This is a genomic window from Streptomyces sp. NPDC006691 (assembly GCF_042869955.1).
Taxonomy (GTDB): Bacteria; Actinomycetota; Actinomycetes; order Streptomycetales; family Streptomycetaceae; genus Streptomyces.
Map to the genome: position 1 here is coordinate 55,202 of NZ_JBIAGW010000016.1, position 12,558 is coordinate 67,759.

General features: G+C 72.4%; 11 protein-coding genes. 9 read left to right on the forward strand and 2 right to left on the reverse strand.

The window, feature by feature from the left end; genetic code table 11:
• Positions 1-83: 83 nt before the first annotated feature.
• From ACFYNP_RS28665 to ACFYNP_RS28685, 5 genes are all read left to right on the forward strand, one after another.
• Positions 84-719 (forward strand): hypothetical protein, encoded by a 636-nt coding sequence (locus tag ACFYNP_RS28665; RefSeq protein WP_388789373.1) that lies wholly within the window; start codon positions 84-86, stop codon positions 717-719.
• A 216-nt stretch (positions 720-935) separates the two neighbouring features.
• A complete protein-coding gene (locus ACFYNP_RS28670; protein WP_388789517.1) occupies positions 936-3,038 on the forward strand; it encodes a bifunctional polysaccharide deacetylase/glycosyltransferase family 2 protein in 2,103 nt (700 codons plus the stop codon).
• Entirely contained in the window at positions 3,035-4,192 is a 1,158-nt protein-coding gene (locus ACFYNP_RS28675) for an acyltransferase (RefSeq protein WP_388416970.1), read from the forward strand. The genes ACFYNP_RS28670 and ACFYNP_RS28675 overlap by 4 nt, the downstream gene beginning before the upstream one ends.
• 140 nt (positions 4,193-4,332) lie before the next feature.
• Positions 4,333-5,670 (forward strand): nitrate/nitrite transporter, encoded by a 1,338-nt coding sequence (locus ACFYNP_RS28680; protein ID WP_388789376.1) that lies wholly within the window; start codon positions 4,333-4,335, stop codon positions 5,668-5,670.
• A 102-nt stretch (positions 5,671-5,772) separates the two neighbouring features.
• On the forward strand, positions 5,773-6,927 hold the full coding sequence (locus tag ACFYNP_RS28685; RefSeq protein ID WP_388416977.1) for a uroporphyrinogen-III synthase: 1,155 nt from the start codon (positions 5,773-5,775) through the stop codon (positions 6,925-6,927).
• Between the two features lie 7 nt (positions 6,928-6,934).
• Here ACFYNP_RS28685 and ACFYNP_RS28690 read toward each other — a convergent pair whose 3' ends face one another.
• The gene (locus tag ACFYNP_RS28690; RefSeq protein WP_388789519.1) at positions 6,935-7,351 is read right to left on the reverse strand and encodes a PIN domain-containing protein; all 417 of its coding nucleotides are present in this window, start codon (positions 7,349-7,351) and stop codon (positions 6,935-6,937) included.
• Positions 7,352-7,353: 2 nt separating this feature from the next.
• Positions 7,354-7,572, reverse strand: coding sequence for a type II toxin-antitoxin system VapB family antitoxin (locus tag ACFYNP_RS28695; protein WP_388416980.1), 219 nt, complete (start codon positions 7,570-7,572; stop codon positions 7,354-7,356).
• Between the two features lie 167 nt (positions 7,573-7,739).
• Between ACFYNP_RS28695 and ACFYNP_RS28700 the strand changes: the two genes are divergently transcribed.
• From ACFYNP_RS28700 to ACFYNP_RS28715, 4 genes are all read left to right on the forward strand, one after another.
• Entirely contained in the window at positions 7,740-8,300 is a 561-nt protein-coding gene (locus tag ACFYNP_RS28700; RefSeq protein ID WP_388416983.1) for a CGNR zinc finger domain-containing protein, read from the forward strand.
• A gap of 164 nt (positions 8,301-8,464) precedes the next feature.
• The gene (locus ACFYNP_RS28705; RefSeq protein WP_388789378.1) at positions 8,465-9,052 is read left to right on the forward strand and encodes a sigma-70 family RNA polymerase sigma factor; all 588 of its coding nucleotides are present in this window, start codon (positions 8,465-8,467) and stop codon (positions 9,050-9,052) included.
• Positions 9,049-9,810 (forward strand): anti-sigma factor family protein, encoded by a 762-nt coding sequence (locus ACFYNP_RS28710; protein WP_388416986.1) that lies wholly within the window; start codon positions 9,049-9,051, stop codon positions 9,808-9,810. Before ACFYNP_RS28705 ends, ACFYNP_RS28710 begins: the two co-directional genes overlap by 4 nt.
• A 117-nt stretch (positions 9,811-9,927) precedes the next feature.
• Complete coding sequence (locus ACFYNP_RS28715; RefSeq protein WP_388789381.1) at positions 9,928-12,321, forward strand: HelD family protein; 2,394 nt, start codon at positions 9,928-9,930, stop codon at positions 12,319-12,321.
• The last annotated feature ends 237 nt before the right edge of the window (positions 12,322-12,558 follow it).

The following is a 12,558-nucleotide window of genomic DNA, read 5'->3' on the forward strand; positions in this document are numbered from 1 at the left end:
GAGTGGGGTCTCCTCGTTCCGGATGTGGCGCCCGGGAGTCGTGCGCGCAACCCGCGAAACACATTCAGGGAGTGCGTACGAACATGGACAGTCGGATAACCAACGGGCCGGGCGGACAGCCCCGTTCCGGCCGGCCGGGGGACCGTCGGCCCTCGCCCGACGCGACGATGCAACTCGGCGTCTTCGCACCGGAGTTGATCAAGAAGCAGGAGGCGGTCGAGCGGTCCGCGACCGTGGAGATCCCGATCTTCAACCCGCTGCCGGGCATCCCCGCCCAGCAGGGCCACGACCGGCCCGTGTTCGTCGACGCCAGCGGGCGGCGCGGCAAGAAGCTGCGCGGGCTGGGCTGGCTCTGCGGGCTCGCCGCCACCGGCTTCGCCGTGGCCCTCGTCGGCTCGCTGCTCGGCGGCAACTCCCAGGCCCCCGGCCTGACCCTTCCCGACGGCGGCAAGGCCGACGCCGTCACGGCGCCGCCCCGGGCGGCCGCCTCGCAGGTCCCGCAGCCGAAGGCCTCCCCGAAGCAGGCCGTGGCCCCCACGCACAGCGTGTCCAAGGCCCCCCTGGCCAAGGCGTCCAAGCCCGCCAAGGCCGGGCACGGCGTCGCCCCCGTCACCGGGCACAGCCCGGCGGGCACCAAGGCCTCCCCGCACCCCGGCGCCTCGCACAAGCCCGTCGCCAACGGCGCGATCACCCCCACCGCCGGCAAGACCGGCGCCTGAGCCCCGCTGTCCCGGCCCGCCCGCGTCGGCCCGGGAGCGAGCGGCCCCAAGTACTCCGTCCGCCGGCCCGCCCGCAGCGGTCCGGACGGCGGCCCCGAGCACCCTGAGCACCAACCCCGTACGGCCACCCCGGCGTACCGCCCCGAAGGCGTAACGACACCTGCCATGAGAACCACCCAGGCCAAGCCGCGGCCGTCGCGGCGCAAGCGGCTGCCCATGCGCTATCTGCTGCCGCTGCTCCTGCTCGTCGCGCTCGTCGCGATGCTGATGCTGCGCGGCTATGTGCACAGCGAGATCTCCGCGGACCACCGCGTCCGCGACCCCGCGCCCACCGACAAGGTGCCCGAGAAGATCATCGACGGCGGTCCGGTCATCGACGCGCGCACCCCCGGCAAGCCGGTCAGCCTCCAGATACCGGACCACAAGATCGTCATCACCTTCGACGACGGCCCGGACCCCACCTGGACGCCGAAGGTCCTCGACGAGCTGAAGAAGTATCACGCGCACGCCGTCTTCTTCGTCACCGGAACGAACGCCTCGCGCTATCCCGACCTCGTCAAGCGCATGGTCGCCGAGGGCCACGAGGTGGGTCTGCACACCTTCAACCACCCCGATCTGTCCTACCAGTCGAAGTCGCGGATCGACCGGGAGCTCTCCGAGAACCAGCTGGCGCTCGCGGGCGCCGCGGGCGTGCACAGCTCGCTGTTCCGGCCGCCGTACTCCTCGTTCGCCGACGCCATGGACAACGACACCTGGCCGGTCGTCCAGTACGTCGGCAGCAAGGGCTATGTCGTGGCGCTCGACTCCACGGACAGCGAGGACTGGCAGCGGCCCGGCGTCAAGAAGATCATCCACAACGCCACCCCGGAGGACGACAAGGGCGCCATCGTCCTGATGCACGACTTCGGCGGCGACCGCTCGCAGACCGTGGCCGCGCTCGACAAGTTCCTGCCCGACATGCAGGAGTCGGGCTACACCTTCGTCAACCTCACCACCGCCCTCGGTGCGCCCAGCGCGCTGACCCCGGTCAGCGGCATGGACCTGTGGAAGGGCGAGGCGTTCGTCGGAGCCGTCCAGGTCGCCGAGCACACCACCGACTTCCTGGTCGTGGGCCTCGCCGTCATCGGGGTGCTCGTCTTCACCCGCTTCGGCCTGATGCTGGTGCTCTCCTTCGTGCACGCCCGCAAGGTGCGCCGCAAGGACTTCGCGTGGGGGCCGCCGGTCACCGAACCGGTCTCGGTGCTCGTGCCCGCGTACAACGAGCGCGAATGCATCGCCAACACCGTTCGTTCGCTCATGGCGAGCGACCATCCGATCGAAGTGATCGTCATCGACGACGGTTCGAGCGACGGCACCGCCGACATCGTCGAGGCGCTCGGCCACCCCAACGTCCGCGTGGTGCGCCAGGAGAACGCGGGCAAGCCCGCCGCCCTCAACAACGGGATCGCGCACGCCCGTTACGAAATCGTCGTGATGATGGACGGCGACACCGTCTTCGAGCCCGGCACCGTCCGCGAACTGGTCCAGCCCTTCGGCAGCTCGCGCGTCGGCGCGGTCGCGGGCAACGCCAAGGTCGGCAACCGGGATTCGCTCATCGGCGCCTGGCAGCACATCGAGTACGTGATGGGCTTCAACCTCGACCGCCGGATGTACGACCTGATGGGCATCATGCCCACCATCCCCGGCGCGGTCGGCGCGTTCCGCCGCCAGGCCCTGGAACGGGTCGGCGGCATGAGCGAGGACACCCTCGCCGAGGACACCGACATCACCATGGCCATCCACCGCGACGGCTGGCGCGTGGTCTACGCCGAGAACGCCCGGGCCTGGACCGAGGCCCCCGAGTCGGTGCAGCAGCTCTGGTCGCAGCGCTACCGCTGGTCGTACGGCACCATGCAGGCGATCTGGAAGCACCGCGGCGCCGTCAAGGACCGCGGCGCCTCCGGTCGCTTCGGCCGCGTGGGACTGCCCCTCGTCGCCCTGTTCATGGTGGTGGCCCCGCTGCTCGCCCCGCTCATCGACATCTTCCTGCTGTACGGGATCGTCTTCGGCAAGACCGAGCAGACCATCGTGGCCTGGCTCGTCGTGCTCGCGATCCAAGGGGTGTGCGCGGCCTACGCGTTCCGGCTCGACAAGGAACGGCTCACCCATCTGCTGTCCCTGCCGCTCCAGCAGGTCCTGTACCGGCAGTTGATGTACGTCGTGCTGCTCCAGTCCTGGATCACCGCGGTCACCGGCGGCCGGCTCCGCTGGCAGAAGCTGCGCCGCACCGGCGCCGTCGAGGCCCCGGGCAACCCGGCCGAGCGGAAGGCCGTCGCATGACCGCGTACGTGGAGGTGCCGGAGGCGGCGGCCACACCGCCCGCCCCGGCGCCCCGGCCGCCCGCCCGCGACCGCTACTTCGACTTCCTGCGCGCCCTCGCCCTGTTCCGGGTGGTGCTCTACCACCTGATGGGCTGGGCCTGGCTGCCGATCGCCTTCCCCTCCATGGGCGTGATGTTCGCGCTCGCCGGAAACCTGATGGCCCGCTCCCTGAAGCGGCCCGCCGTCCAGGTCGTCCGCGGCCGGCTGCGCCGGCTCCTGCCGCCCATGTGGCTGCTCGGCGCGGTCGGCATCACCGGCATGCTCGCCCAGGGCTGGGGCCCCGACTCCGACGGGCACCCCGCCTGGTGGTGGGGGCACCTGCTGTTCTGGGTGGTCCCGCTCAGCGACCCGCCGTACGCGGCCGGCCTGCCCGGCATCCACCACGTGCTCGGCGACAACTGGGGTGCCAACCTCGCCGAACCGCTCTGGTACCTGCGCGCCTACCTGTGGTTCGTGCTGCTCTCCCCGCTCTTCAGGACCATGCTCCGGCGCCTCCCGTGGCCGACGGTCTTCGCGCCGGTCGCCCTGTCGGCGCTCCTGGAGTTCGTGGACCTCGGGCTGCCCGAGCGGATCGACTCCGCGCTCACCGACTTCGCCACCTTCGGCGCCTGCTGGATCCTCGGCATGGCCCACCAGGCGGGCGTACTGCGGAAGGTGCCGAACTATCTGGTGCCCTCGCTCGCGCCGATCGTGATGGCCGTCGGCTTCTGGTGGGCGGTGCACGGCGGGTACTCCCTCTTCGGCGACACCGAACTCGACTCGATCCCGCTCGCGCAGACCCTGTGGTCGCTCGGCGCGGTCTTCCTGCTGCTGCACATCAGCCCGTCCTGGGCGACCTGGCCCGCCCCGCTGCGCCGCTGGGACCGTCTGATCACCCTGCTCAACTCGCGGGCGGTGACGATCTACCTGTGGCACAACCTGTGCATCCTGGTCGCCGCCACGGTCTGGGACGACCTGTGGAGCATCGACGCGCTGGCCGGCGCGGGCCGGTTCCTCGACAGCTCGTGGCCGGTGCTCCTGGTGACCTGGATCCTCATCGGCCTGTGCGTCCTGTGCTTCGGCTGGGTCGAGGACGTGGCCGCCAGACGCCGCCCACGGCTCTGGCCCGCCTGACGCCACCGGGCGGCGGTCTCACCGCCGCCGCCCGCCCCGCGTGAAGACAAGGTCGCACCCCGGTCACCCGCGGGCACCCGGCCGAAACCCGCCGTCCGTAAGGTCGCTGTCACGACAAGCGCTACGACCGTGGAGGCACGATGGCCGGCCGTTGGATCGAGCGGTGGGAACCGGAGGACGACACCTTCTGGCGCACGACGGGCAGGCGCGTCGCCCGGCGCAACCTCTTCCTGTCCGTGTTCTGCGAACACGTCGGGTTCTCCATCTGGACGCTGTGGTCGGTGATGGTCCTCTTCATGGGCCCCGCCTACGGAGTCGACCCCGCGGGCAAGTTCTTCCTCATCTCGGTGTCGACCCTCGTCGGCGCCCTCGTCCGCATCCCCTACACCTTCGCCGTCGCCCGCTTCGGCGGCCGCAACTGGAGCGTCTTCAGCTCGCTGCTGCTCCTGCTCCCGGCGGGCGCCGCGTGGTTCGCGATGGAGCCCGGCACCTCGTACACCACGTTCCTGCTGGTGTCCGCGCTCGCCGGGGTGGGCGGTGGCAACTTCGCCTCCTCGATGACCAACATCAACGCCTTCTTCCCGCTCCGCGAGAAGGGCTGGGCGCTCGGCCTGAACGCGGGCGGCGGCAACATCGGCGTCCCCGTGGTGCAGCTCGTCGGGCTGCTCGTCATCGCGACCGCCGGTGCCACGCACCCGCGCATCGTGCTCGCCGTCTACCTGCCCCTGATCGCCCTCGCCGGGCTCGGGGCCGCGCTCGGCATGGACAACCTCGCGCCCGTACGCGACGACAAGGGCGCGGCCGGGGAGGCGCTGCGCGACGGGCACACCTGGATCATGGCGTTCCTCTACGTCGGCACGTTCGGCTCCTTCATCGGCTACGGCTTCGCCTTCGGCCTGGTGCTCCAGACCCAGTTCGGCCGGACCCCCTTGCAGGCCGCCTCGCTCACCTTCATCGGGCCGCTGCTGGGCTCCCTGATCCGGCCCGTCGGCGGCCGCCTCGCCGACCGCTGGGGCGGCGCCCGCATCACGCTGGGGAACTTCGCCGCGATGGCCGCCGCCGCCGGGGTCGTCCTGTACGCCTCCGTACAGAGGTCGCTGCCCGTCTTCCTCACCGGTTTCATCGCGCTGTTCGTGCTCAGCGGGCTCGGCAACGGGTCCACGTACCGGATGATCCCGGCCATCTTCCAGGCCAAGGCCCTCGCGCGGGGCCTCGCGGGGGAGGAGGCGGCGGCCCACGGGCGGCGGCTCTCGGGGGCGGCGATGGGGATCGTCGGGGCGGTCGGCGGGCTCGGCGGGCTCGCCATCAACCTCGCCTTCCGCCAGTCCTTCCAGACCTCGGGCACCGGCACCGCCGCCTTCGCCGCCTTCCTCGTCTGCTACGCGGTGTGCTCCACGGTGACCTGGGCGGTATACATCCGTGAACCCGCCGCCACGCCCGCGTCCGCCGCGCCCGCGCCCGCCTACGGCGAGGTGTGATCCCGGCCGCGCCGGGTGACGTAACACCCGGGAAATCGGGGTGAACCCCGGGCGTCACGCCCCCTTGGCAGTCTCGGACGCCACCGCACCACCGGGAGAGTCATGTCCGCAGAAGCAGAAGTGGCCGCACCGCACGGGCCGCTCGCCGGTTTCACCGTCGGGGTCACCGCCGCCCGCCGGGCCGACGAGCTCGCGACCCTGCTCGTCCGGCGGGGGGCCGCCGTGCTGCACGCGCCCGCGCTGCGGATCGTGCCGCTCGCCGACGACCGCGAACTGCTCGCCGCGACAAAGGAGTTGATCGCCGAGGCGCCCGACACGGTGGTGGCCACCACCGCCATCGGGTTCCGCGGCTGGGTCGAGGCCGCCGACGGCTGGGGGGTGGGGGACGCCCTCCTCAAGACCCTGGCCGGCGCCGAACTCCTCGCGCGGGGACCCAAGGTCAAGGGTGCGGTACGGGCCGCCGGGCTCACCGAGCGCTGGTCGCCGTCGTCCGAGTCGATGGCCGAGGTCCTCGACCGGCTGCTCGCCGAAGGCGTGGCGGGCCGGCGCATCGCGATCCAGCTGCACGGAGAACCCCTGCCCGGCTTCGTGGAGGCGCTGCGCGCGGCCGGTGCCGAGGTCGTCGGGGTGCCGGTCTACCGCTGGCTGCCGCCGCGCGACCCGGCGCCGCTCGACCGGCTCCTGGACGCCGCGGTCACACGCGGCCTGGACGCCCTCACCTTCACCAGCGCCCCCGCGGCCGCCTCTTTCCTGAAGCGGGCCGAGGAACGCGGCATGCTCGCCGAACTGGCGGCCGCGCTGCACGACGAGGTCCTGGTGGCCTGCGTCGGCCCGGTCACCGCGCTGCCGCTCCAGGCCCGCGGCGTGCCGACCCACGCCCCCGAGCGCTTCCGCCTGGGCCCGCTCGTCCAGCTCCTGTGCGCCGAACTGCCCACCCGGGCCAGGGTGTTGCCGCTGTCGGGCCACCGCTTCGAGATCCGCGGCCAGGCGGTCGTGGTGGACGGCGAGCTGAGGGCCGTCCCACCCGCCGGCATGGCCCTCCTGCGCACCCTCGCCCGCCGGCCCGGCTGGGTGGTGCCCCGCGCCGAACTGCTCCGCGCGCTGCCCGGTTCCGGCGCCGACGAACACGCGGTGGAGACGGCAATGGCCCGCCTGCGCACGGCAGTCGGCGCCCCGCGCGTCATCCAGACCGTGGTCAAACGCGGCTACCGCCTCGCCCTGGACCCGGCGGCGGACGCGAAGTACGGGGAGGGGTGAGGGCGGGTCAGCGGGGTGTGTGGTTGACGTTGTGCTCCCTGACGTCGGGGAGCAGGTCGGCCGCGGCGGCGAAGTCCTTGTCGTCGTGCAGGACCACGAGACCGTGGTGGGCCGCTGTCGCGCACAGCAGCCAGTCCACGACGGAGAGGCTCTGGTGCCGACCGCGCGCGGCGAGCCGGTATTGCGCGGTCTCGATCCACGACCAGGCGGTCTTGGGCACGGGCGCGTCCGGATACAGGTCGCCGAACATTCCGGTCATCGCGTCGTACTCGTCCAGGTTGCGTGCCGATCGGCGGAACTCGGTGCGCTGTGGGTGGCACGACCCGATGCTCCCCTCGTCGGTCTCGTGCCCCCACGCCTCGCTGAGCGCGGGACTGCGCAGGAGCCGCCAGGCGGCGGTCGAGTGGATCAGGTAGCGCAGCATGCTCAAGAGGCGCCCTTCTCCTGGGCGTGCAGTCGCCAGAAGCTCTCTTCGTCCCAGCCCTGCGCTGCCTGGAAGTACGTGAGGCGGGCCTCGGTGCGGCGCCGTCGCTCGCTGTACTCGCGCAGGGCGAGGTTGACCGTCTCCTTCTTGGTGCGGGCGCCGGACAGTCGCATGGCCTCGGCGAGCGCCTCGTCGTCGATGTCGATCTGCGTGGCGGACATGCGACCTCCTGATGTTGGCTTCATACAAGGGTAGCCCATGTTCCATACAAAGACCTGGGCCCGCCCAGGGGAGTGCCCGGGCGGTAGGAGGTCTTCCGGGGGCGGCCCCGGGCGGGCACTCTGGGGGGAGGCACTCACCGGTAACCCCCCTAGGCGGTGACAGGCGCATGGTGCGGTTCGACTCCGGGCGGATCTGTCTGGATCTGGTGGCGACCGGAGCGCGGGAGAGCGAACAGCTGCGTGGCACGGCAGAGTTGGGGCGCTGGCTGCTCGACGCCGGACTCGTCCCGAGCGGCACCCCGCTGGCCGGTCTCGACGCCGACTGGCCCGCCCGGTTTCTCGAACTGCGGTGCTGTATAAGCCAGTTGGTCGATGCCGAGCTGGGCATCCCCGTGAGCGACGCCCAGGCCGCCCTCGACCGGCTCAACGTGCTCGCCGCCGCCCCGCCCCCCGGCGTCCGAGCGGTCCGGGGCGCGGACGGCGGGCTCGTCCGCACGCTGAGCCGGGCGCCCGAGTGCGGCGCGCTGCTCGCCGCCGTCGCCCGGGACGCCGTCGACCTGCTCACCGACCCCGAGGCCAGGGCCCGCATCCGCCGGTGCGAGGGCGACAACTGCCGGCTGCTCTACCTCGACACCTCCCGCGGCCGGCGCCGCCGTTGGTGCTCCAGCGAGGTGTGCGGCAACCGCGAACGGGTGGCCCGGCACCGGCGCCGCGTCGCCGCACTCTGAAAGCGGGCGTCGGGAAGCGGGCGTCGAGAAGCGGCCGGTGGGGAGAGATCCTCGCGAGGCGGCCGGCGATAAAGAAAGTTCGTTGAGAAATCCGGCACGCCTTTGAATGGTTCCCGACAACCGCCCGTATGGAGGGGTGAACCGGCGCGCGGCCGCGTACCGGGATGGTCTCGACCTGGAGGTGCCGGTTGCGCAAGGATGCCGCCGTGGCCGACGACCGTCCGCGAGGGGCCAAGCACCGCTCTGTGCCCGACGAGGAGCTGATGCGGGCGCTGTACCGCGAACACGCGGGGCCGCTGCTCGGGTACGTGATGCGCCTCGTGGCCGGCGACCGCCAGCGGGCCGAGGACGTCGTGCAGGAGACGCTCATCCGTGCCTGGAAGAACGCCGGTCAGCTCAATCGGGCCACCGGTTCGGTCCGCCCCTGGCTGGTGACGGTCGCGCGCCGCATCGTCATCGACGGCCACCGCAGCCGGCAGGCCCGGCCGCAGGAGGTCGATCCGTCGCCGCTGGAGGTCATGCCCGCGGAGGACGCGATCGACAAGGCGCTGTGGCTGATGACCCTCTCCGACGCACTCGACGACCTGACCCCGGCGCACCGGGAGGCACTCGTCGAGACGTACTTCAAGGGACGTACCGTCAACGAGGCGGCCCAGGTGCTCGGCGTGCCCAGCGGGACCGTGCGGTCCCGGGTGTTCTACGCCCTGCGCTCCATGAAACTCGCACTGGAGGAACGGGGGGTGACGACATGACGACCGGGGACCACGCGGAAGGCTCGCCGCACGAGGCTGTCGGCGCGTACGCGCTGGGCATCCTCGACGACGCCGAGGCCTCCGCCTTCGAGGCGCACCTCGCGGGCTGCCCGGCGTGCGGCGCCGAACTCGACGCGCTGGCCGGCATGGAGCCGATGCTGGCCGCCCTCAGGGAGTTCCCGGGCCCCGCCGCCCAGCCGATGCGGCCCGCCCCGCCCGACCTGTCCACGGCCCTGATCAACGAGGTCGCCGCCCAGCGCGCCAAACGCCGGCGGCGCACCACGTACCTGGTGGCGGCCGCGGCCGCGCTGATCGTCGGCGGTCCGGCGGTCGCGGTGGTGGCGACCTCCTCGGCCACCGGCACCCACCAGAGCGCCGAGGCGCACCCGACCAGCCCGGCCGAGGACGCCTTCTTCAACCACATGAGCCAGAAGGTCTCCGCGACCGATCCCACGACCCGGGTCACCGCGACCGTCGGCACCGAGGCCAAGGCCTGGGGTACCCATGCGGTCCTGGAACTGAAGAACGTCAAGGGCCCGCTGAAGTGCAGCCTGATCGCGGTGGGCAAGAACGGCGACCAGGAGACCGTCACGTCCTGGGCGGTGCCGAACTGGGGCTACGGGATCAAGGACAGCCCGCACGAGACGGCGAAATACCCGCTGTACGTGCACGGCGGCACCGCCATGGCCCGCGACCGGATCGACCACTTCGAGGTCCGTACCTCCGACGGGAAGGCGCTCGTGGACGTCCCCGCGTGAGCCGCGGGGCGGGACAGGCGTCCCGACATGCGGTTCGGCACCACATTGTGGCCTGACATCGGGTCCCCCTTCGCGTACGGTTGACGGCTGCCCAATGCACGTCAGAAGGGGGCCTCGGTGGCCGCGCAGGATGCCGCTGTCGATACCGCTTCCGGTACCGCCGAATCCGCTGTGGATTCGGTCCGGGAACGCGAGATCGCTGGGGAACAGGTACATCTCGACCAGGTGTACCGCCGCCTGGAGGAGAAGATCCACGAGGCGGAGTTCCTGATGAACGACGCCGCCAAGCGGGGTCAGGTCGGCACGCCCGGCGCCCTCGCCGAACGCGACGCCCAGGTCTTCCGGGCGGGGGTCCATCTCAACCGGCTCAACAACGAGTTCGAGGACTTCCTCTTCGGCCGGATCGACCTGCTGCTCGGAAAGGACGGCAAGAAGGGCCCGGACGGCGCGTACACCTCGGTGGACCCGGCGGAGGACGCCGTGCGTCCCGACGGCACGGCCGACATCGCCGAGACCCTGCACATCGGCCGGATCGGCGTCCTGGACGCCGACTACTCGCCGCTGGTCATCGACTGGCGGGCGCCGGCCGCGGCCCCGTTCTACCGCTCGACGCCGGTCGACCCGGGCCGGGTCGTACGCCGTCGGGTCATCCGCTCCAAGGGCCGCAAGGTGCTCGGTGTCGAGGACGACCTGATGCGCCCGGAGCTGAAGGCGACCCTGGACGGCGCCGAGCTGCCCGTCATCGGCGACGGCGCCCTGATGGCCGCGCTGGGGCAGGCCCGCAGCCACACCATGCGGGACATCGTCGCCTCCATCCAGGCCGAGCAGGACCTGGTGATCCGGGCGCCCGCCGCCTCCGTGACGTACGTCGAGGGCGGCCCGGGGACCGGCAAGACCGCCGTCGCGCTGCACCGCGCGGCCTACCTGCTCTACCAGGACCGGCGCCGCTACTCCGGCGGCATCCTGATCGTCTCGCCGACCCCGCTGCTCGTCGCGTACACCGAGGGCGTGCTGCCCTCGCTCGGCGAGGAGGGCCAGGTCGCGATCCGCGCGGTGGGCAACCTCGTGGACGGCGCGGAGGCCACCGAGTACGACGACCCGGCGGTCGCCCGCATCAAGGGCTCGTCCCGCATGCTCCACGTGCTGCGCAGGGCCGCCAGGGGCGCCCTGGAGGGCCCGGGGGAGCAGCCGAGGCGGTCCAGGCGGCGCGGCGGCGAACAGCTCGCCCTCGGCGGGCAGGCGCCCGCCCCGCACCCCGGCCAGCGGCTGCGCGTGGTGGCCTTCGGCGCGCGCGTCGAGCTGGAGGGCGAGGAGCTGCGCCGCATCCGCCAGACCGTGCTCGGCGGCACCGCGCCCGTCAACCTGCTGCGCCCGCGCGCCCGCAGGCTGCTCCTGGACGCGCTGTGGGCGAAGTCGGGCGCCTCGGGCCGGCACACCGACCCGGAGCTCGCGGCCGAACTGCGGTCCTCCTTCGACGACGACATCGCCTCCGAGGACGCCTTCATCGCCTTCCTCGACGCGTGGTGGCCGGAGCTGACCCCGCGCGGGGTGCTGGCCGCGATGGCCGACGAGAAGAGACTGGGGCGCTGGGCCCGCCGCGTCCTCAACCAGGGCGAGGTGCGACGCCTGGCGCGCTCGCTGGCGCGCGCCGCCGACGGCGCCTTCTCGGTCCACGACGTCGCCCTGCTCGACGAGTTGGAGACGCTGCTCGGCGCCCCGGCCCGGCCGAAGAAGAAGCGCGAGTACGACCCGATGGACGCGCTGACCGGCCTTGAGGAGCTGATGCCGCACCGCGAGGAGACCCAGCGCGAGCGCGCCGAACGGCTCGCCCAGGAGCGCACCGAGTACGCGCACGTCATCGTCGACGAGGCGCAGGACCTCACGCCCATGCAGTGGCGGATGGTCGGCCGGCGCGGGCGCACCGCCACTTGGACGGTGGTGGGCGACCCCGCGCAGTCGTCCTGGTCGGATCCGGACGAGGCGGGCGAGGCCCGCGACGAGGCGCTCGGCAGCCGTCCGCGCCGCCGCTTCGAACTGACCGTGAACTACCGCAACCCCGCCGAGATCGCCGAACTGGCCGCCCGCGTACTGGCGTTGGCGATGCCCGGCATGAAGTCGCCGGCCGCCGTGCGCTCCACGGGCGTCCAGCCGCGGTTCGCCGTGGTGCGCGGCGGCGACCTCGCCCGTGCGGTGCGCGAGGAGGCGGCCCGGCTGCTCGACCAGGTGGACGGCACGGTCGGCGTGGTCGTCGCGATGCGGCGCCGCGACCAGGCGGCGCGCTGGCTGGCGGGGCTGGGTGACCGGGTGGTGGCGCTCGGCAGTCTGGAGGCCAAGGGCCTGGAGTACGACGCCACGGTGGTCGTGTCGCCGGCCGAGATCGCGGACGAGTCCCCGGCCGGACTGCGGGTGCTCTACGTGGCGTTGACCCGGGCGACGCAGCAGCTCACGGTCGTCTCGGGGGACCGGGACGAGCCCGACGCGAACGGGGTGCCGGATCTGCTCCGCGATTAATTCCGGAGTCAACTCGCGATGCGGGGATCACTTGGCGGAGTGGTTTGTTAGCCTGGTTGTGACACCGGCTCGATCCAAGCCCCCGGGCCCAACCTTAGTCGCTCAGAGCGACCACTTGCCGCGAGGCGAGCATGGCGGGTCGGTGTCTTAACGTGAGCGACAGGCCCACGTCATCTTCGGATGGCGTGGGCCTGTTGTCGTTGGTGCGCGCGGTCCGGCCCGTCGGCCGCCGGGTGC